This is a genomic window from Chitinimonas arctica (genome assembly GCF_007431345.1).
GTDB lineage: Bacteria > Pseudomonadota > Gammaproteobacteria > Burkholderiales > Chitinimonadaceae > Chitinimonas > Chitinimonas arctica.
Genome location: NZ_CP041730.1, coordinates 3,814,557 through 3,833,156, shown reverse-complemented (window position 1 = coordinate 3,833,156; position 18,600 = coordinate 3,814,557). Strand labels below are relative to the sequence as shown.

The window sequence follows — 18,600 nt, the reverse complement described above, 5'->3', positions numbered from 1 at the left end:
GCACCGGACCATCCATCTATTGGAAGCCGAACAGTGTGAGGATTGGGTGCTGCGGGTCATGCTGCTGCGCGCCAGCTGGCGCCGGCGGCACGCCCTCGCCCCCTTCTTCACCCTGGGCATGGCGGCCTATCTGGACGCGGGCCTGGGCGGCCCTACCACCAGGCCGCCCAGCGCCAGCCCAGCAATCAATTGCTGCGCCGCTATTTCGGCGACTTGCTGCAGCGCGTGGTCGATGCCCTGGCCGATGACTTGCGCCAGACAGTCAGGCTGGCCGACCAGGAAGCGGCGCTGCCGGGCTTCCATATCTATCTGCCGCATCCGGCTTTCGGTTTGCCGGTGGCGACGGTTCACCGCGACCTGCAGCATCGCGACGTGTTCACCGATATACCTGCCGAGACGGAAAGGGACGGCCAAGAGCCGCCGCAACTCCTATCGTTCACCCTATCGCTCAGCACCCCGCCCGGCAGCGGCCTGGCGATTTGGCCAAGCGGCGATGCGGCTGCGGTTGGCGCCAGCCGCTTCCTGCCCTATCGCGACGGCGAGCTGCTGCTGCACGACGGCTTGCGACGGCACCAGGCGGTGCTTGCCTGTACCGGCCCGCTCGAACGCATCACCCTGCAAGGCCATGGCATCCGTCGCGGCCCGCATTGGTTGCTCTACTGGTAAAAGGCCGCCCCATGACCCTTAGCGCCCCTATCGACGAATTTTTCCTGCCCATCGGCGACGCGGCGAGCTGCCGCGACTGGCATGAGCAGTTGCTCGACCTGGAGGCCTTCTGGATCAGCCGGCATAGCCGTTTACCCTTCTTCACCCTGGGCGCCACCAATTATTACGACCTCAGCGCCAATCCGGCCAAACCCTATGAACGGCTGGCGCGCCAATACAATCCCCTGCTGCGCAGTTGCTTCGGCGGCTTGTACGAGCGGCTGCGCGCGCAACTGCAAGCGCGGCTGGGCCAACCGGTCGGCTGGCTGGCCGATAACCAGATTGCGGCGCTGCCGGGTTTTCATCTCTTCCAGGGTCATGCTGCCTTTGCCGGCGGCGGCGAGGTCACCCATGCACAGTGGTTCAGGCAGCGCGATGGGGCGGCTTTCCCGGGCAATCCGGTGCATACCGATACCGCCCATCTGGCGCTGGGCCTGAGCGGCGCGACGCTATCCTTCACCCTGCCCATCGTGCTGCCCGAAGCCGGCGCCGGCCTACGCTGCTGGCCCGTGGCTGCGGCCGATACGGCCCGCCTGGGCGATGCCGCCCTGCTGGCGCGGCTGGCGGATAGCCCGCCGCGCGAGATCCGCTATCAAGTCGGCCAAATGCTGGTACACAGCGGCGAGACCTACCATCAGGCACGCGGCCTGCCCTGCCGGGCCGGCGAGCAGCGGATGACCTTGCAAGGCCATGGCGTGCTGCGTGATGGCGCCTGGCAACTATTCTGGTGAAGCCCATGTTCCTGCCCAAGCAAACCCTGCCCGCCGCCGTCACCCTGGAAGCCCACTGGCATACCATCCTGGCCGAATGCCTGGCGTTGCCGCACGACGAATTCGCCGCCTGGCCGGAACGGCCGCTGTACAACCAGGGCTGGGATGTCTACGGCCTGTTTGCCGGCGGCGTCGCGGTCCGCGAGAACTGCGTGTTCTGTCCGGCCACCGCTACCCTGCTGGCCAGCTTGCCCGGACTGGTCAATGCCGGCTTCTCCCGCCTGGCGGCCGGCACCCGTATCCAGCCGCATACCGGCTACAGCCGCGCGGTGTTACGGCTTCACCTGGGCCTGCGCATAGGCGGTGACTGCGGCTTGCGGGTGGGTAGCGAACAGCGGGGCTGGCACGAGGGCCATTGCCTGGTATTCGACGATACCGTCGAGCACGAGGCGTGGAACCATGGACCGGGCGACCGCCTGGTTTTACTGGCCGATTTCAGCCGTCCGCCGGAGCGGGTGGGATGATCGCCCGCCCGGCACCCCGTAGCCAGGCCGCGCCGGCACCCGCCGCCGTCCCGCCGGCACTCGCCGAGCCGGCTAGCCCGGTAGCGCCCCCGTTTGCCGACAATTCGGACTTATTGGCCACCTTGGTGGATTTGGGTAATGCGCTATTGCAGGATGCCCTGACGGCCTTGCACGGCACCGACCAGGCCGAGAGCGAAGCGCAGGCGGCTGGCCGCCAGGCGCACATCGCGTCGCTCCGGCAGGCGCTGGACGCCCGCTGCACCGCCAGCCTGCGAACCGGGCGATTTATCCCATGGGTCCATCTCATCACGCTGTTCCAGCCCAACCAGCAGGAACAGACCCTGCTGCTGCTGGCGTTGCTGCCCGAATACGACCCGCGCTACCACGAGCTATTGCGCTGGTCGGCGGATGACGCAGCCGTGACGGCAGGCGCCTCGGTTTCCCATGCCATGGCCCTGGCTGCGCTGGGCGGTCCGGCCCGGCGCTTCGAATTGCTGCAAGCGCTCAGCGACGAAGCCATACCACTACGCTGGCGTCTGATCGAGCGGCTGGGGGACGATGCCGCAGCGGGCGGCGGCTACCGGCTCAGGCCCGAGATTGCCGGCTACCTGTTGGGAATCACCGTGCCAAGGCCTCAATTGGCTGAGCCATTGCCCTTCATACCGGCCGAGCGCACTTTGGCCGCCCTCCCCTTGACCGAGCCGGTACGCGCCCAGCTCGACCGTTTGAAACAGTACGACGCCGAGACCGAGCCGACCGCCGCCTTCCTGCTGCAATGGCAGGGGCCGGACCTGGCCTTGCTGGCGGCGCTGGCGGCGGCCTGGTTCGAACAATTGAATCTGCACTGCCTGCGGCTGGATGGACGCCATCTCGCCGAACTGGCAAGGCAGCGCACACGCCCGATCCTGCTCGGTATGCTGCGTGGCGTATGCCGCGATGCCCTGCTGGGCAACTTCGTCCCGGTGCTGTTCGATTGCCAATGGCTGAGCAGCGACGCCAGCACGCCGGACGGCGCGGCGCTACTGGCCGATGTGCTGGCGGTACTGTTCGAAAGCCAGCGCTATGTGGTGGTATTGAACGGGCCGACCATGCAGCTGAGCGATCTGGCCTTGCGTCATGCCGCGCATCCCGTTACCCCTTTGACCATCCGGGTCGAGGCACCGGACACCCGCTTGCGCCAATCCATCTGGCAACAGCTGTGTGACGAAGCCGGGTTAAGCCCGGCGCGGGAGGATATCGTCCGGCTGGCCGAGCAATACCCGTTTACCGAAGACGAAATCCGCCTGAGCCTGCGCGACGCGCTGGCCCGCCAACTGTTGGCGCCGCCACCGGCCGTCCTGACGCCGCTCCTGTTCGAGGCCTGTCGCGAGCAGAGCCGGCGCAAGACCCTGGCCGTTGCCAGCGAAATCCAGTCCAGCTACCAATTCGACGACCTGGTGCTACCACCCGCCACCGAAGCGGCCGTCCGCCAGGTATTGGTCCATGCCCGCCATCGCCGCCGCGTGATCGAAGAGTGGCAGTTCGACCGCAACGGCGATCAGGCCGCCAGCTTGTGCGTGCTGTTCCATGGCCCCTCGGGTACCGGCAAGACCATGGCTGCCTCGGTACTGGCCAACGACCTGCAGCTGGGTATCTATAAGATCGATCTGGCCAGCGTGATGAGCAAATACCTGGGCGAAACGGAGAAGCATCTGGCCCAGCTGTTCGATCATGCCGAGGCCATGAATATCGTGCTGTTCTTCGACGAAGCCGAGAGCCTGTTCGCCCCGCGCACCGACACCCGCGATGCGCACGACCGCTACGCCAATCTGCAGACCGGCTATCTGCTGCAGCGCATCGAGCGCTATCCCGGCATCGTGATCCTATCCACCAATCTGCTGAAGAACATCGACAAGGCCTTTACCCGCCGCTTCAAGTTTATTGTCGAATTCCCTTTCCCCGGTCCGGCGGAGCGCCGCCGACTGTGGCAAGCCGCTTTCCCGGCCGCCGCGCCAAGGGCGGACGATATCGACCTCGCGCTGCTGGCCGAGAAAGCCCGGCTCACCGGCGGCGGAATCAGCAATATCGCCCTGACCGCCGCCTTCCAGGCCGCCGGCGAAGGCAGCGCCATCGCCATGCGCCATGTGTTGCATGCCACCGAACGTGAATATGCCAAGCTGGGGAAGGTCTTTCTCGCCGATGAATTCAGTTGGGATGATGAGGATTGAAGGCGGCGCGAGCGTGCTCGCGCCTCGGCTGGACTCGAAGTGACCGCCATGATTCCAAATATCGACGCGTCCTTTTTTTCCAAAATTATAAGAAATACATACCAAGACTCTTCCTATTTAAAAACCCATGCTGGATATATTCTTCGCGCTGATCAACTTGCACCGCTGTGATGCCGCTTGGACGAAAGCGAGGCGTCTCGCAGAGGGTGTGTTTTCTCCGCCTGCCGGTACCACGCATCCACGGAGGCGGCCATCGCTTTGGCAAAGCGCCTGGCATCGTGCCTGGCGGCGCCACAGGCAGTGAAATTTTGATAAGGTATACCCCAGTCGTTCGCGATTTTCTTCAATTGCGCCCATTCCACGATCAAGCCATGCGTATTCTGCCTTAGTGCCATCTCCTCATACCGAAGCAAGGCCTTTTCGAGACGCGTCATGTAATCCGGAGGAATGCGGGCATCGAACCCGTCCACCTTGCCACTACCGTCGCGTTGGATCGCTATGTCGGATGGATTAATCAAATGCACGCTTTCCACTTCATCCTGATCCGGCGTAAACCTCACGTCATCGCGCAGGATGCACATGAAAGTTTCGGTATGCGTATGCAATGCATAATCCGGATTGTAGCGAGTGGTACTATCAATTTTAATCAAATCTTCTTGCTCGACCCATATACCCAATTCTTCGTGGCTTTCCCGCTGCGCCGTAGCCACGAAATTCCCGTCGTGGTCGCCATAGGAATACATTCCTGGCGCCAGCCCTGCTGCCGCTGCGCGATAAGCCGAAGCAACGGGAACCTTTTTCAAGATCGATTCTTCGGCCATGTCCACCTTTTCCGGCGGTAGACGCGAAAAATCCAAAGGAGTATTCTTCAGCGCCCCCCATTTCCCATACCCCTCGGGCGGCAGAAGCTTGCCGGCCTTTCTCTTGTTCTTGATAAGGACGACCTCAATATCGGGCATCTCTCCATCCTTGCTTGTCTTTTCCACCAGGGGAAAGACTGTCGCACCGCCGGCCAAACGCGAATAAACGTTCAGGTTGATGCATTTCCTGGTCGCCTCCAGCGTGGATGAGTCCGAAATAGTCACACCGGCCATGTTCAAATCTATTCTATCGTTGATCAATTTTACCAAAATGGACTCATATCTTGCCTGTGCTACCGACTTCGGACATGCGGGCAGCACCCGATCGAAAACCGCAGCCGGATTTTCCGCCAACTCTTGACCCAGTTTTTTTACCTCCAAAGGGGGCGCTTGAAAAAAGGAATCCATAGAAACGCTACGTGAAATTTGCATAATCCACCTTGAATATCATACCCACATCTGATCATTTTTATTGGAAGCCATTTTTTTCATGGCATTTCCGCCATTCAGTGCGCACCCGGCTGCGTTCTCACCACCTATTACGCCAGCACATTCAGATCCGCCCGCGATCTCGACGCCATAATTTCATTCGCCCGGATTTTCATATCCAGAATCGCGGGGCCAAGGCTCTGGTCGGCATTCAGGCACAAAGACAAATCGCAGAAAAAATTCGCCTCCGCGGCATCCCCGTTCCGTAGCTTTTGCCTAGCCTGCTGGTAAAGCACCAGGGCGAACCTGCTCTCTCTGCGGCGATTGCGGAAAAGTTTTTCATTGACCATGGTTTTGGTTTGCTTATCAATACCAACATCATCTAAAAACAGATTACATAAATCCGTGGGACACTGTAAAAAATTCATCGCCCCCTCGGCACCAAAACCATTATCGCGTAAATCCAATTGCCGTAAAGTGCGATTATCCGCAAGTCCTTCCGCCAGCACCTGTACGCCTTCGGATGTCAGCTCGGCATGGCGCAATTCCAGCAAGCTCAATCCTCGGTTCTTGCGCAAGCCGTCCGCCAAGCTCTGCGCAGCTTCGTCATCAATTGGCATGCCGTTCAGGATCAAGCAGTTCAAACTCGCATTCTGTTTCAACATATTGGCCAACGCATGTATGGCGGCCACACCGGTTTGCTGAGGCGGCAGCTGCAGCCAACTCAGCCAGGTATTGCCTTTCAGCGCCTCGGCCAGCAGTATCACGCCGTCATCGCCGATAGGCCGATTGAATTCGAGTTCCCTCAGATTGGCGTCATTGCGTTTCAAGCGTTCCAGCGCATCGCTCAAATCTTGATTGGGCGAATTTTTCATCGCAAGCCAGAGATCGCATTTGCTGCGAAGTTCCTTTCCCATTCGCTCCAAGACTGCTACATGCCGCTCGGTGTCGAGTTGCTCGGATTTTTGCCATATATTACCCTGGCTCGAACAGGCGATCAGTTCCTTCACGGCGGCTAATTCACGGTTCAGGCAGAACAAGGATTTCAAGGCGACACCCAGGCGGTCGTCATGCTCGCCTCCTATGATTCCCGCCTCGGTAAACGAGGCGCCTTGGTTTGACGGGGGAATGGATTTTTTGTCATCCGGCTTTGCGGGGGCGCTCTGTTGCACTGCATTTGCATTTGAAACTGCTTTAAACATAAAGTATTCCTTTTTTCAGTACGTTGACAGTGATCGTTACCATGGAATTAATAATCCAGCGCCTATGGCCTGAATAAATCTTTTTGTAGTGCTCAACGCTTCTCGAAACCGGTGGCCTCTTTCGGATTTATCGTCGGCGCACCAGGCTATCGCTCACTGGCGCTTTACCCGCCGTGAACTAAGCTTTGCTGGCGACACGCGCCCAGCCGAGACGCGGCACACCCTGCTATTCGAATCCGGCGTGATAGCCCACCAGCCGTGCACGGAGGAAAGATGTCCAAACTCACGCCGCCAGGTTCAGTACAGACCGATACCCTGCTGCATCCCGGCCATGCCCGGGCCGAGCCGCGCCAATCCCACGGCAAAGCCGCTTCGACGACCTCGCCGCCCCTGCAAACCATGGGCGAGCTGCGTTACCACAACAGCCCCTTGCAACGCCGGACCGCCAGCCACAACGGCATTGGCCTCGGCGAGAACGCCGCGGTCGCGCGCCTGAGCGGCGGCCGGGTCGATCTGCATGCCCTGGGCGCCAGCGTGCAGCGGGTGCCGGCCAGCGATCCACGCCTGAAAGCGGTCGGTGCGCGCTCACTGGCCCAGGGGCGGCAGGCCTTGATCAGCAACGAAGCCGACCGAGGCCATGAAATGTGGCACCTGGCGCAACAAGCGATGGGCAAGGTGCGGGCCGATAGCACGGTGGCGGGACAAGGGCTGAATACCCAGCCGGCACTGGAGCGCGAAGCCGACCAGATGGGGGCACGCATTACCGGCTTATCGGCGGCAGGCCAGGATGCGCCGGTTGCCGAATCGCGTTCGGCGGACGCCGGCACGACGGGTGAGGGCCCCATCCAGCGGCGGGTACCGGATTTTCAATCGACCAACAAGGACATTCCCCCGCCCACCACCGATTTGCTGGACACACTCAATTACAGCTATTTCACGCAAACCCAGAAACAGGTCAAGCAGGCCATTCTCGACAAGATGGTGCCGACCAAGGCATCGGACACCCCGCGTCCTTCACGTATCGAAGCCGAGATCGGCAAGGACGGCCTCCTCGATTCGACCCCGAAGCGCAAGACCCACAAGAGCGGCATGGTCGGCAAGTTCGGCGTGAACGAATTCGGGCTGCGCAGCGGCGGCACCCATGAAGTTTACGAAGGCGGCCATCTGATTCCCCACGAACTATGGAGCGATCAGGACCCGGAAGTCGATGAGGCCGACGACTATGTCAACCTGGTGCCGATGTCGCGGAATATGAATGTCGGCCATAGCGACGCGGCAAAAAGTTGGGCCAATATCGAAGCGAAGCTGGTGGATGCGGCGGGAAAACTAACCGGGGCCAATACCTTCTCGGTCGCCATCGACATCACCCATGACGGTTACAATTTGTCCTACAACGACGTAGCGAAAATATTCAACCTGACCATCAAGAAAACAAAAAAAGGGACGGATACCTTCAAGATGTTCAGTTGGCTACCCAGCCGCATCGCGGCGAACGATATCACCAAGCCCACCAAACCCACCTCGCTGGGTTTCGCGGTGGAGAACGAGCTGCACGATGCGTTCACCCCCATCAAGAGTTCGGCCAAGCTGATCGAGGCGCTGAAGCGCACGCCAATCTGGGGCCGCATGTCGGATACGCTCAAAGACGATATCGCCGGTCTTTAAGGCGACTGTGCCGGCTGGCGCCAATCTGGCTCCTTCTGCTATATTTTCCGGCTTTGTCCCGGCCGGGTTGCCGCGCGCGCATATCCAACAAATTCAATTCAAACAGGAGTAGGCGTATGAAATTCGCGGGGCTGATCGGCACCCTGGGCGTGTCCACCCTCTTGGGCGCTTGCGCCAATATCGGCGCACCGGGAAGTGCGCAATCTCCGTCGGATTCCTCCGCCGCGTTCAAATTGATCGCCACCTGCGCGCCGCTACCGAAAACCGCCAATCGCTGCGAGGTGAATACCGCCCCCGCCGGTGGTGGCTTTACCCTGTTCGGTGACATTCTCGTTGACGAGGGTGTCTGGAAAAATGGCGGGGTATCGGTCAACGCCGCAGGGGTAATTGAAGCGGTCGGCTGTATTGCACCGCCAAGCGCGACAAAACGCATCGATTGCCCGAATCAAATCGTTACGCCCGGCTTGATCAACGCGCACGACCATCTCAAATACAATCAAACGCCACCCGGCGGCCAGGACAATCCCAGGTACGCCTACTGCAACGATCCGGCCAATGTCTACCAGGATGCCGAATGCGCGAACCATCGCTACAACCGGCGCAATGAATGGCGCAAGGGTTTGAACGGCAAAAAAATGGTCGTGGCGCCCATGGACGACAAGGAAACCACCGTACTGTGGAACGAGTTGCGCCATATCGTCGCGGGCACCACCACGGTGGCGGGCTCCGGCGGCGCCAAGGGACTGGTACGCAACCCCGATGTGCTCGCCCTGCTGGAAGGGCTCAAGGTCGTCGACAACAAGGTCGTTGCCTACCATACCTTTCCCTTGGGCGACACCAGCGACGTGGACGGCCGTACCGATACCTGCGCCTACCCCAAGGTCGCCACGCCCGGCGTGCTGCAAAACCGGGTGTTTCTGCCGCATGTCGGCGAGGGGATCGATGCCTATGCGCATAATGAGGTCGCCTGCCTGTCGGGGCGGGGCAGCAATCCGGCCTCGCCCGGCGTGGACCTGATCGCCTCGAACAGCACCTTTATCCATGGCGTGGCGGTCGACAAGGCGGATGTGGGCTTCATGAAGGCCAAGGACATGTCCGTGGTCTGGTCGCCCCGTTCCAACCTGTCGCTTTACGGCAATACCTTGCCGGTCACCCTGTACGGCCGCGAAGGCGTGAATATCGCCCTGGCGACGGACTGGACGCCCTCCGGCTCGATCAATCTGCTGCACGAAATGCAGTGCGCCGCGCAATTCAATTCGACTTATCTGGATAATTATTTTTCCGGCGAAAAGCTCTGGCGCATGGTGACCGCGAACGCCGCCAAGGCCTTGGGTTTCTCCGACCAGATCGGGGCGATCAAGGTGGGTCTGCTGGCGGACCTGACCGTGGTCGCGCCGGGCGGTGAACCATCGCCCTACCTGAGCATCATCAAGGCCGAGGAAAAGGATATCGTGCTGGTATTGCGGGCCGGCGCACCGCTCTACGGCGACTCGGCGACCATCGCCGCGCTGGACCAGGGCTGCGAAACCATGGGCGATATCTGCGGTAGCCGGAAATCGGTTTGCCTGGCGGAAACCGGCCGTACCTTCGCGGAGCTGAAAACCCACAACGCGAATCACTACGCCCTCGCCCTCTGCCGGCAAGATGCCCTGCAGCCCTCCTGCACGCCGGCACGCTACCGGCAGTACAACGGGGTTGCCAGCTCGCGGGATAAGGATGGCGATGGCGTTCCGGACCTGCTCGACAACTGCCCGGCGATATTCAACCCGGCCCGTCCCATGGACGACAACAAGCAAGTGGATGTGTGCGGCAAGGGGTAGACAAATCACGGCGGGGGCCGGCAGCTCGCGGATATCGACCGCGAGATGCCGGCCTAAATGGCCTCCACGAGGCGCTTGATCTTGACCGCCTTTTCGAAATGATCGAGCTGGTGGACCATGATCCACCAATGCGCCGCCTCCATCAGCAGCGCCGGATCGTCGTTCCTGTTGGCAAAGAATGCATAGAACGACAGCCCCACCTCCGGGCCTTTGCCGGCTATCTTGCTATCGCACACCTGAATGATCTTTTTTCTCAGCGCTGCTCGCATCTTGCGCCCTATGCCTGCCGTTGTTTATCCCGCGCCATTCTATCGATTCCTGGCAGGCTTAGCGGTCTCAACCGGATAAGACATTGACCTAGAACATTAGTTAAGCGTATGATGATTTACTGATTTTGCCAAGATGAAGAATAAAAATGGACGCCTTCCTCGACAATGTCTTTGAAGCCCTGGCTTCACGCCCCCGCCGACAGATTCTGCTTTATCTCGCGGATGCGGAATTGACCACAAGCGACTTGGCAGAACGCTTCCCCATCAGCGCGCCGTCCATCTCGCGACATTTGTCCTTGCTGGAAAATGCCCATCTGATCGCCAGCGAACGGCGTGGGCAATTCGTCTTTTACCGCTTGAAATCCGATATTCTGCTCAGCAGCCTGAATAGCTTTATGCTGGAACTCTGCCCGCCCGCCGCGCCCAAGGCGCGGGAAACCATGAGCATGCCCAAGCAACGCCAAACTGCTTGAATCGACGGCACTACGCGCGCGAAGGCGCTCTGCGGGGCGGAGCCATCGTCCACCACCTTTGCGCGCAGCCATCGGTGGGCATGGCCTTGCAGCGTCCGCCAGGGGTCGCTTAAGCAGGCGCGGCAAAGAAAGCAGGCCGAACATTCAGTTCGGCTCGCTTTCCTTGCGCGCCGCGCATGCCGTCAAAATCCGCCTCTTTTGGCCGTAAGCACCAAAATTCCAAAGTACCTGCAAAAATACCGAAAGCATGGCCGGCATACGCCGTACTGGATGAACAGGAGCCGTTCCGTCAACCAGCCTTGCCTGCAATAGGATCAGATACCATGGATAGCTTCTCTCGTACTGGCAGCCATCACGCCATCCATCCCCGTACGCGCTTCAGTCCTACCCACCCACCGGGAAGGCTGGGACAGCATACGATAGAAGCCGTCCAGCTCACTACTCGCAGCCCGCACGCCAGAACCGATGTCGTACTGATGGATGTTACCCAGAAGATCACACGAAAGATCACTCGCTGCATCCCGTGGTCCGCAGGCAGTTATATAAAAAACATACTGATACTATGCAGGAACCACGATCCGAGCCCCATACTCCGCAATTACGAAATAATCCATCTGGAAGGCACGGATTTCGCTCGCAATAGGGATAATGACCGTACCAAACACTCGCCTATCGGCGAAGTCAGCCATTACTATACTTTCGTCCCCAACTCTCAGCCCCGCCTCACGGAGCAATTCACCCTGAATCATCTCCGTATAAAGTGTAGCGCCACGACAAGAAAAAATACCGTGGAGATAAACACCGACAAAGGCATATTTCAATTCCAGCTCAAACAAGACAACACACTGCTTGTCAAGAAGCGAGGGGAGACCGCCCCGGTGGTTCAGGCAAGTCCTATCAGAAAACCTGTGTCTTCGTATGGTATGCCGCGCTCGAACAGGCCTATGTCGCAACCCATTCCGGAACGTGCACGGCGACCAATCCACGTCGCCACCCGCTTGCCGGCGGCTCTTCAAGACGCAGAGACAATTCCCCGCGCCCTCCCCATCGAAGCGGCCGAATATTTAAGAAATATCCTATTGCAAGGCGTCGAAATTGAACAATACGACGAGGCCACCCTGGACACCAAGGAAATAATCCAACTGGGCGGCATCACATTCAAGCGCAACTGGAGCCGTAACCGCTCCGCTGATTCAAGATCCCAAGCGCTTGCCTCGGCATATACCTTCGAATCTGCCGTTCACGACCAGAACGACAGCAATCCAATACTGAAGTATATCCACGTACTATCGGATCATACAAAGACAAAAATTTCCGCAGAGGCCATATTCAACAAGGAATTATTGCTGCTCAGCCTTGATGAGAATAGGCAGTTGCGTGTAACTTCCCAGCGACAAATAACAGTAAGAAACAGTTGATCACTTACGCCTGGCAGCGCATCCACTTTGCCATGCGCAGGCAGTTTTTCACCTATGCATCGCTCCCAAACCGCCAGGGTATTGCAATTGATCAATTTCTAAAAAATTTCATATTTCCCAACAGCACGATGAATCATCCACCACCATAATTATCACGCATTGCCAACCAACAGCAGTATTTCGCAGTGGTTTACTAAAAATAAATCCAAAATATTATGTTAAATCTGGAATTATTAGAATGAATCCAACACCCATGCAATTAACTGTTACAACATGCCGTAGCTTCAACGACATCGACTCCAAGATTTATACCGAGCTGGAAAAGGCATTCGGCCCAAAAAACAAGGCAGCACTATTTTTAAAAGAAGAAAATAGAACCTACTTTATAGAAAGAATAGAAAACGGGCAGTATTCATTCAGCAGCAAGCGGGATTTATCTGGCAAGTCACTAGCAAACCGATTTTTTTCCGGGATACGTGATTTCATATCTCGCGGATGCAGCTTTGAAACCAGAGCACAAAAAATAGCAGAAAAACTTAACAAACTTAGCAATGAGCACGCCAACGAAACGCTTGACATCTGCGTGGAGGATGCAAAAAAATTATCGGCGCGTAATAGCGATACCGAGACTGTCGGATTAAAATCGATAGACGCATCTCCAGTAATCGAGCTTAACCGCAATACGAAAATCCAAACCGGAACCATGCAGAACGACATGATTTCTTATGCGATGGGCAGCACTTATCGACAAGCGGATCCAAACAATGACAAAGAAGCGGCCTATGTGGGGAACAAAGAAGGGTCCGATTGCGTCATGTCCGCAATCGGCAAAAACAATCAACCCATAATGGCGGTCCTTGATGGGTATGGCAGAGGAGAAAGCCGACAGAATATTCTTACAATCGGCAAAATGGTGATGTCCATATTAAACAATATAACCCATACCCTTGAAGGGGAAAATTGGCCGGAAGCTCAAATTAAAACCAAACTAATGTACTCAGCATTTCGAGAAGTAAATGAAGAGTTTCAAGCCAGTCACCGTTTCGGCACAGGTGCATCATTCGGCGCGATGACATTCTACAAAGGAAAAAACAACGAACTCCACGCAATCGGTTTTGGCACTGGCAATGTCCTGGCGCAACTGGAGCGAGAAAATACAAATGAAACGCTACTCCAAGGAAAAAACATATTTATTCGCCGGGACGAAAACACCGACCTCTACCCCATGGCATTCCCTAGCTGGCATGGCAAGACTGATTTCCGTGATGAAGGAATATTTCCCGATTTGGAGATTGCCTCCAGACTGCTGACATTTTTTGACATCACAGTTCAAGAAAATGATCAGTTTCTATTCTTCACCAAGGGCGCCTGCAAACCTGTGAAATCCGACTCTTTAAAGGATAGAGACGTACAGGAAATCAACGAAAGCGGTTTTCAGCCTACAGCCGACCATACGCTCAAAGACATGATAGGGCAGAGCGATATGTACATCGAAGTATTCTACGGTCTGGGTGACCGAGCAAAACCGATGGGTGATGATGCAACGGTAGTGGCTTTTAAAGCGCCTAGCATGGCCTAGAAGCCATCTGATTCGCTCACGCTTATTGGACGTTTCCCCCTAGAAAAACGCAGAAGCTATCCCAGCGATGCAGTGATCAAGGCGTCGAAGTGGAAATCGGCACACCGCCGCGCGCACCGGCCTGCGTAGCCGGCGCCCCGGCAGGGTGCCAAAGCACTGGACGTACCGCATCGCCGGGCATTTGAGCGGCCAGGCAATTTGCCCGGCTCTTGCATTGGCTCCGCCATTGGCAACGCATGCAGGCCGGCGTAACCACCGTCAGCCAGACTACCCCGGCCGGTATACCCACAAGCAGCCAAATGGCGATCCACATATCAGCTACCTGGCTCGGTCACAAAGCCCAGCTTCTGTACGCCGGCGCGCTGTGCGGCGGCCATGGCTTGCGCGACCTGCTCGTATGCCACCTTGCGGTCCGCCCGGATATGCAACTCGGGCTGCGGCTGCCGGCTGGCGACTTCGGCCAGGCGAGTCTCGAAATCGGGCTTGGCGAGCGCTTGGCCATTCCAGTAGATCGATCCGTCCAGCGTGATGGATAGATCGATCGTCTCCGGTTTCTCCTCGTTGGCCTGGTTTTCCGCACGGGGCAGGTCCACTTTGACGCTGTGGGTGAGAACCGGCACCGTGATGATAAAGATGATCAGCAAGACCAGCATGACGTCCACCAGCGGCGTCATATTGATTTCGCTCATCACCTTGCCCTGTTCGTCGAAGCCGCCGCCGAAAGCCATCTCAGCGCTCCCCGCCCGCCGCACCCAGGCGTGCCTTGCCGCTATCGGGCTTGGCCACCGGCGAACCGGTCACGAAATAGGCATGCAGATCATGCGCGAAACGATTGATCTTGCCGATGGCGGCATTGTTGCCGCGGGTCAGGGCGTTGTAGCCCAATACCGCCGGGATGGCGACCATCAGCCCGAAAGCCGTCATGATCAATGCTTCGCCTACCGGACCGGCCACTTTGCCGATGCTGACCTGCCCGCTGCCGCCTATGCTCAGCAAGGCATGGAAAATCCCCCACACCGTGCCCAGCAAACCCACGAATGGCGCGGTCGCACCGACCGAAGCCAGGATGGACAAGCCGGACTGCATACGCTCGACCGAATCGTCGATGGCGCGCCGCAGGCAACTGGTTACCCAATCGCTCAGGGTCAGCTGGCCATGCAGGTCGCCCTGGTTGTCGCGGTGGTGGGCGGCGGCGTCGCGCCCTTCCTCGGCCAGGTGCCGGTAGGGATTGTCCTCGATCGCGCCGTCCAGCAATTGCAGGCCTTCGGTAAAGGACTGGGCATGCCAGAACTGGGCGGTGGCTACCTGCGCCATGCGGCGCTGCCGCAGCTGCCGGGCAAAGCGCGTGGCGATCACGTACCAGGAAGCGATCGACATCAGCAGCAAGGCGATCGCCACGCCCTTGGTGACCAGGTCACCTTGCGACCAGAAGCCGAGCAAGCTGAAAGGGTGCTGTTCCATTTACAAATTCTCCATCATTTCAAATCTGCCGCCTGTTGCCGGGCGGCGGGTGATCAACTGTTCAGGGTAAAGTCGAAGGGCTGGGCATACCAGAAGGCGATGGGCGTATCGCCCTGCTTGGCCGGGACATAGCGCCAGCGCTTCACCACGTCCAGTGCGGCCTGGTCCAGCCGCTCGAAGCCGCTCGATTTCTTCAGGACGGCTTCGCCCACCTTGCCGTCCGGCAGGATATAGACCGACAACACTACCCGTCCCTCCTCACCCAGGCGGCGGGACAAGGGCGGATAGGTCGGTGCTGGATTATTCAGATGGGACGCATCGCTACGCGGCGGCACGATAGGCGCAGGCGGGAGCGGCTGAGCGGGGGCCTGCGCCAGCTTGGGGCTTTCGGGCGCGATCGGCTGCTGCGGCGCAAGCTCGGCCGGCGGCAGGCTGATGGCGGTCGGCGACGGCGGCGCGTTCTTGATGGGTGGCAGCATCGTCGGCTTGGGCCGGCTGACAGGAAGCGGACGCTGCGCCGGTTGCGGTGTCGCTTCGGGCACGACCAGCGGTAAGGGCTGAGGCGGCAGCAGGCTGGCAACGATGGTCGGCTTTGGTAAAACCGGCGGCGTGGGTAGCACAATGCCCAGCGCCAACCCATACAAGGCTACGAAATGCAGACCGGTAACAAGGAGTAGCGTGGGTAGGCGACGGAAATCAATGGGAAGTCTGGACATCGCCTGAGCAGGAAAGGGAATGCTTTTGAGAAGAATTCTCATTCTATTCAGAAACGTTTTCTGAAGCAATGGGATTTGCGTGGCAGCGACCCGGTAGAATTGGCACCATGGTCCCTGCCCTACCCCACTACCACCCGTCCCGCTGGCTGATCGGCCCCCATAGCGAGACCATCTATCCGGCCTTGGCGCTCAGGCGCCCGCCACCCCTCTATCGCCGCGAAGTCTGGCCCACCCCGGATGGCGACGAGATCGCGGTGGACTGGCTGGCCGCCGGGTCGGCCGGCGACGCACCGCTACTGGTGCATTTCCATGGACTGGAAGGCAGCGCCAACAGCCACTACGCGGTGGCCTTGATGAAGGCCGCCGCCGACCGTGGCTGGCGCGCCGCGGTGGCACACTTCCGCGGCTGCGGCGGCCACCCCAATCGCAAGCCGCGCGCCTACCATGCCGGCGATTCGGCCGAGATCGCCTGGATACTGCAGCATTTCCGCGACCAGCATCGAGGCCCCATGTATGCCGCCGGCGTGTCGCTGGGTGGCAATGCCTTGGCCAAATGGCTGGGCGAGCAAGGCCAGGCCGCCTGCGGTCTGCTGGACCGGGCCGCCGTGGTTTCGGCACCGCTGGACCTGACCGCCGCCGGCAAGGTGCTGGATCGCGGACTCAACCGTGCCATCTATACCCGCAACTTCCTGCAGACGCTCCGGCCCAAGACCTTGGCCCATCTGGCCGCCTTCGAAACCGATCTGGCCTTTCTCCAGGTTTCCCCGGCCGACATCGCCGCAGCCCGTACCTTCAAGGAATTCGACAATCGCGTCACCGCGCCATTGCATGGCTTCGCCGATGTGCACGACTATTGGTCACGGGCCAGCAGCAAGCCATGGTTGCCGCATATCGCCGTCCCCACCTTGTTGATCAATGCCCGCAATGATCCCTTCCTGCCCGCCGGCGCCCTCCCCGGCAGCCATGAGGTCAGCGCCGCCGTGCACCTGCTGCAAACCGAGCGCGGTGGCCATGTCGGCTTCACCGAAGGCCCCTTCCCTGGACGGATCGATTGGCTGCCGCGCTGCTTGCTGGCATTCTTCGAAGCAGCTTGAAATAAGGGCATAAGTGTAAAAGCGTACCGCGCCGGTAAGCAGTGGCTGTTAGAATCCCTCCCCCCATCACGGAACGCTTATCGACAATGGCCAACCTCCCCGCACAAATCTTCAAGGCCTATGATATCCGCGGCATCGTCGGCAAGACGCTGGATGCCGATGCCTGCCGACTGATCGGCCAGGCCATAGGCAGCGAAGCATTGGCACGCAAGCAGGCCAGGCTGGTGGTGGGACGCGACGGCCGCCTGTCCAGCCCCGCCCTCGCGGAAGCCTTGACCGCCGGCCTGCTGGCGGCCGGCGTCGATGTGATCGATCTGGGCGAGGTCAGCACCCCCTTGGTATGGTTCGCCGCCCATCATCTGGCAACGCTGTCGGGCGTGATGATCACCGGCAGCCACAATCCCGCCCAATACAACGGCGTCAAGATCATGCTGGCCGGCGAGACGCTGGCCGGCGAGGCGATCACGCGCCTGCGCGACCGCATTGAAGCGAACGATTTCAGCGAGGGGGCCGGCCGCTACGGTACCGAAGATGTGCGCGAGGCATATTTCGAGCGGATCTGCGGCGATCTCAAGCTACAGCGGCGCATGAATATCATCGTCGATGCCGGTAACGGCGTAGCGGGCGGCATCGCCCCGGTGCTGTACCGGCGGCTGGGTTGCCGCGTACGCGAGCTGTTCTGCGAAGTGGATGGACGCTTCCCCCATCATCATCCCGATCCGGCCAAGCCGGAAAACCTGGCCGACCTGATGTTCGCCCTGGAAGTGACCGACGCCGAGCTGGGCCTGGCCTTCGATGGCGACGCCGACCGCCTGGGCGTGGTCACCAAGGATGGCACCATCATCTACCCCGACCGGCTGCTGATGGCCTTTGCCGCCGACGCGCTGAGCCGCCAGCCCGGCGGCAAGGTGGTGTATGACGTCAAATCAAGCCGGCTGGTGGCGCCCTGGGTCAAGCAGCACAAGGGCAAGGCGGTCATGGCGCGGACCGGCCACAGCTATATGAAGGCCAAGATGAAGGAAACCGGCGCCCTGGTGGGCGGCGAGCTGAGCGGCCATCTCTACTTCTCCGAACGCTGGTATGGCTTTGACGACGGCATCTATGCCGGCGCGCGGCTGCTGGAAATCCTGTCCCAGGTGGACGATCCCAGTGCTCTGCTCAATCGCCTGCCGCAGGGCATCAGCACACCGGAGATCCAGGTCGATATGGCCGAGGGCGCCGCCCATGCCTTGCTCGATAGACTCAAGACCAGCGCGCGTTTTCCCGATGCGGAAGTGATCACCCTGGATGGCTTGCGGGTGGAATATGAGGATGGTTTTGGGCTGTTGCGCGCGTCCAATACCACGCCGGCGCTGGTACTGCGCTTCGAAGGCGACGACGCCAAGGCGCTCAAGCGCATCCAGGCGACTTTCCGCAAATTGCTGGCTAAAGAGATCGACGGCGAATTACCGTTTTAAGCACCGGCGGG

18 protein-coding genes are annotated in these 18,600 nt (G+C 59.4%); 11 read left to right on the top strand and 7 right to left on the bottom strand.

What is annotated here, in order from left to right; all coding sequences use genetic code 11:
• Positions 1 to 189: 189 nt before the first annotated feature.
• Genes FNU76_RS17480 through FNU76_RS17465 form a run of 4 tightly spaced genes read left to right on the top strand, consistent with a single transcriptional unit; the run spans position 190 to position 4,146 of the window.
• On the top strand, positions 190 to 666 hold the full coding sequence (locus FNU76_RS17480) for a hypothetical protein (protein ID WP_223879071.1): 477 nt from the start codon (positions 190 to 192) through the stop codon (positions 664 to 666).
• Between the two features lie 11 nt (positions 667 to 677).
• Positions 678 to 1,436: a hypothetical protein gene (locus tag FNU76_RS17475; protein ID WP_144279379.1), complete on the top strand. Its 759-nt coding sequence runs from the start codon at positions 678 to 680 to the stop codon at positions 1,434 to 1,436.
• Positions 1,437 to 1,441: 5 nt separating this feature from the next.
• Positions 1,442 to 1,939: an aspartyl/asparaginyl beta-hydroxylase domain-containing protein gene (locus FNU76_RS17470; protein ID WP_144279378.1), complete on the top strand. Its 498-nt coding sequence runs from the start codon at positions 1,442 to 1,444 to the stop codon at positions 1,937 to 1,939.
• The gene (locus FNU76_RS17465; protein WP_144279377.1) at positions 1,936 to 4,146 is read left to right on the top strand and encodes an ATP-binding protein; all 2,211 of its coding nucleotides are present in this window, start codon (positions 1,936 to 1,938) and stop codon (positions 4,144 to 4,146) included. The genes FNU76_RS17470 and FNU76_RS17465 overlap by 4 nt, the downstream gene beginning before the upstream one ends.
• A gap of 152 nt (positions 4,147 to 4,298) precedes the next feature.
• On the opposite strand, the gene FNU76_RS17460 is transcribed toward FNU76_RS17465, so the two are convergent.
• Together FNU76_RS17460 and FNU76_RS17455 are read right to left on the bottom strand one after the other, a co-directional pair.
• Positions 4,299 to 5,438, bottom strand: coding sequence for an NUDIX hydrolase (locus FNU76_RS17460; RefSeq protein WP_144279376.1), 1,140 nt, complete (start codon positions 5,436 to 5,438; stop codon positions 4,299 to 4,301).
• A 107-nt stretch (positions 5,439 to 5,545) separates the two neighbouring features.
• Positions 5,546 to 6,637, bottom strand: coding sequence for a leucine-rich repeat domain-containing protein (locus tag FNU76_RS17455; protein WP_144279375.1), 1,092 nt, complete (start codon positions 6,635 to 6,637; stop codon positions 5,546 to 5,548).
• Between the two features lie 273 nt (positions 6,638 to 6,910).
• Here FNU76_RS17455 and FNU76_RS17450 point away from each other — a divergent pair, with 273 nt between their 5' ends.
• Positions 6,911 to 8,302 carry a DNA/RNA non-specific endonuclease gene (locus tag FNU76_RS17450; protein WP_144279374.1) on the top strand — a complete coding sequence of 464 codons (1,392 nt, stop codon included), beginning with the start codon at positions 6,911 to 6,913 and terminating at the stop codon, positions 8,300 to 8,302.
• 116 nt (positions 8,303 to 8,418) lie between these two features.
• Positions 8,419 to 10,122, top strand: a complete 1,704-nt coding sequence (locus FNU76_RS17445) for an amidohydrolase family protein (RefSeq protein ID WP_144279373.1) — start codon at positions 8,419 to 8,421, stop codon at positions 10,120 to 10,122.
• A 53-nt stretch (positions 10,123 to 10,175) separates the two neighbouring features.
• On the opposite strand, the gene FNU76_RS17440 is transcribed toward FNU76_RS17445, so the two are convergent.
• A complete protein-coding gene (locus tag FNU76_RS17440; RefSeq protein WP_144279372.1) occupies positions 10,176 to 10,391 on the bottom strand; it encodes a DUF6500 family protein in 216 nt (71 codons plus the stop codon).
• A gap of 146 nt (positions 10,392 to 10,537) precedes the next feature.
• On the opposite strand from FNU76_RS17440, the gene FNU76_RS17435 reads away from it, so the two are divergent.
• Positions 10,538 to 10,864 (top strand): metalloregulator ArsR/SmtB family transcription factor, encoded by a 327-nt coding sequence (locus FNU76_RS17435; RefSeq protein ID WP_144279371.1) that lies wholly within the window; start codon positions 10,538 to 10,540, stop codon positions 10,862 to 10,864.
• Positions 10,865 to 11,424: 560 nt separating this feature from the next.
• Here FNU76_RS17435 and FNU76_RS17430 read toward each other — a convergent pair.
• Complete coding sequence (locus FNU76_RS17430; RefSeq protein ID WP_144279370.1) at positions 11,425 to 11,700, bottom strand: hypothetical protein; 276 nt, start codon at positions 11,698 to 11,700, stop codon at positions 11,425 to 11,427.
• A gap of 108 nt (positions 11,701 to 11,808) precedes the next feature.
• On the opposite strand from FNU76_RS17430, the gene FNU76_RS17425 reads away from it, so the two are divergent.
• Positions 11,809 to 12,282 carry a hypothetical protein gene (locus FNU76_RS17425; protein WP_144279369.1) on the top strand — a complete coding sequence of 158 codons (474 nt, stop codon included), beginning with the start codon at positions 11,809 to 11,811 and terminating at the stop codon, positions 12,280 to 12,282.
• A 238-nt stretch (positions 12,283 to 12,520) separates the two neighbouring features.
• Complete coding sequence (locus FNU76_RS17420; protein ID WP_144279368.1) at positions 12,521 to 13,861, top strand: hypothetical protein; 1,341 nt, start codon at positions 12,521 to 12,523, stop codon at positions 13,859 to 13,861.
• A gap of 314 nt (positions 13,862 to 14,175) precedes the next feature.
• On the opposite strand, the gene FNU76_RS17415 is transcribed toward FNU76_RS17420, so the two are convergent.
• Genes FNU76_RS17415 through FNU76_RS17405 form a run of 3 tightly spaced genes read right to left on the bottom strand, consistent with a single transcriptional unit; the run spans position 14,176 to position 16,038 of the window.
• Positions 14,176 to 14,589 carry an ExbD/TolR family protein gene (locus FNU76_RS17415; protein WP_144279367.1) on the bottom strand — a complete coding sequence of 138 codons (414 nt, stop codon included), beginning with the start codon at positions 14,587 to 14,589 and terminating at the stop codon, positions 14,176 to 14,178.
• A 1-nt stretch (position 14,590) separates the two neighbouring features.
• The gene (locus FNU76_RS17410) at positions 14,591 to 15,322 is read right to left on the bottom strand and encodes a MotA/TolQ/ExbB proton channel family protein (protein ID WP_144279366.1); all 732 of its coding nucleotides are present in this window, start codon (positions 15,320 to 15,322) and stop codon (positions 14,591 to 14,593) included.
• 53 nt (positions 15,323 to 15,375) lie between these two features.
• The gene (locus tag FNU76_RS17405; protein WP_144279365.1) at positions 15,376 to 16,038 is read right to left on the bottom strand and encodes an energy transducer TonB; all 663 of its coding nucleotides are present in this window, start codon (positions 16,036 to 16,038) and stop codon (positions 15,376 to 15,378) included.
• A 107-nt stretch (positions 16,039 to 16,145) separates the two neighbouring features.
• Between FNU76_RS17405 and FNU76_RS17400 the strand changes: the two genes are divergently transcribed.
• Positions 16,146 to 17,132 (top strand): YheT family hydrolase, encoded by a 987-nt coding sequence (locus FNU76_RS17400; protein ID WP_144279364.1) that lies wholly within the window; start codon positions 16,146 to 16,148, stop codon positions 17,130 to 17,132.
• A gap of 86 nt (positions 17,133 to 17,218) precedes the next feature.
• Complete coding sequence (locus tag FNU76_RS17395) at positions 17,219 to 18,589, top strand: phosphomannomutase/phosphoglucomutase (RefSeq protein ID WP_144279363.1); 1,371 nt, start codon at positions 17,219 to 17,221, stop codon at positions 18,587 to 18,589.
• The last annotated feature ends 11 nt before the right edge of the window (positions 18,590 to 18,600 follow it).

Coding starts and splice junctions, on each gene's coding strand:
- FNU76_RS17475 (WP_144279379.1), top strand. CDS start 678: ATGACCCTTAGCGCCCCTATCGACGAATTTTTCCTGCCCATCGGCGAC.
- FNU76_RS17470 (WP_144279378.1), top strand. CDS start 1,442: ATGTTCCTGCCCAAGCAAACCCTGCCCGCCGCCGTCACCCTGGAAGCC.
- FNU76_RS17465 (WP_144279377.1), top strand. CDS start 1,936: ATGATCGCCCGCCCGGCACCCCGTAGCCAGGCCGCGCCGGCACCCGCC.
- FNU76_RS17460 (WP_144279376.1), bottom strand. CDS start 5,438: ATGCAAATTTCACGTAGCGTTTCTATGGATTCCTTTTTTCAAGCGCCC.
- FNU76_RS17455 (WP_144279375.1), bottom strand. CDS start 6,637: ATGTTTAAAGCAGTTTCAAATGCAAATGCAGTGCAACAGAGCGCCCCC.
- FNU76_RS17450 (WP_144279374.1), top strand. CDS start 6,911: ATGTCCAAACTCACGCCGCCAGGTTCAGTACAGACCGATACCCTGCTG.
- FNU76_RS17445 (WP_144279373.1), top strand. CDS start 8,419: ATGAAATTCGCGGGGCTGATCGGCACCCTGGGCGTGTCCACCCTCTTG.
- FNU76_RS17440 (WP_144279372.1), bottom strand. CDS start 10,391: ATGCGAGCAGCGCTGAGAAAAAAGATCATTCAGGTGTGCGATAGCAAG.
- FNU76_RS17435 (WP_144279371.1), top strand. CDS start 10,538: ATGGACGCCTTCCTCGACAATGTCTTTGAAGCCCTGGCTTCACGCCCC.
- FNU76_RS17425 (WP_144279369.1), top strand. CDS start 11,809: ATGTCGCAACCCATTCCGGAACGTGCACGGCGACCAATCCACGTCGCC.
- FNU76_RS17420 (WP_144279368.1), top strand. CDS start 12,521: ATGAATCCAACACCCATGCAATTAACTGTTACAACATGCCGTAGCTTC.
- FNU76_RS17415 (WP_144279367.1), bottom strand. CDS start 14,589: ATGGCTTTCGGCGGCGGCTTCGACGAACAGGGCAAGGTGATGAGCGAA.
- FNU76_RS17410 (WP_144279366.1), bottom strand. CDS start 15,322: ATGGAACAGCACCCTTTCAGCTTGCTCGGCTTCTGGTCGCAAGGTGAC.
- FNU76_RS17405 (WP_144279365.1), bottom strand. CDS start 16,038: ATGTCCAGACTTCCCATTGATTTCCGTCGCCTACCCACGCTACTCCTT.
- FNU76_RS17400 (WP_144279364.1), top strand. CDS start 16,146: ATGGTCCCTGCCCTACCCCACTACCACCCGTCCCGCTGGCTGATCGGC.
- FNU76_RS17395 (WP_144279363.1), top strand. CDS start 17,219: ATGGCCAACCTCCCCGCACAAATCTTCAAGGCCTATGATATCCGCGGC.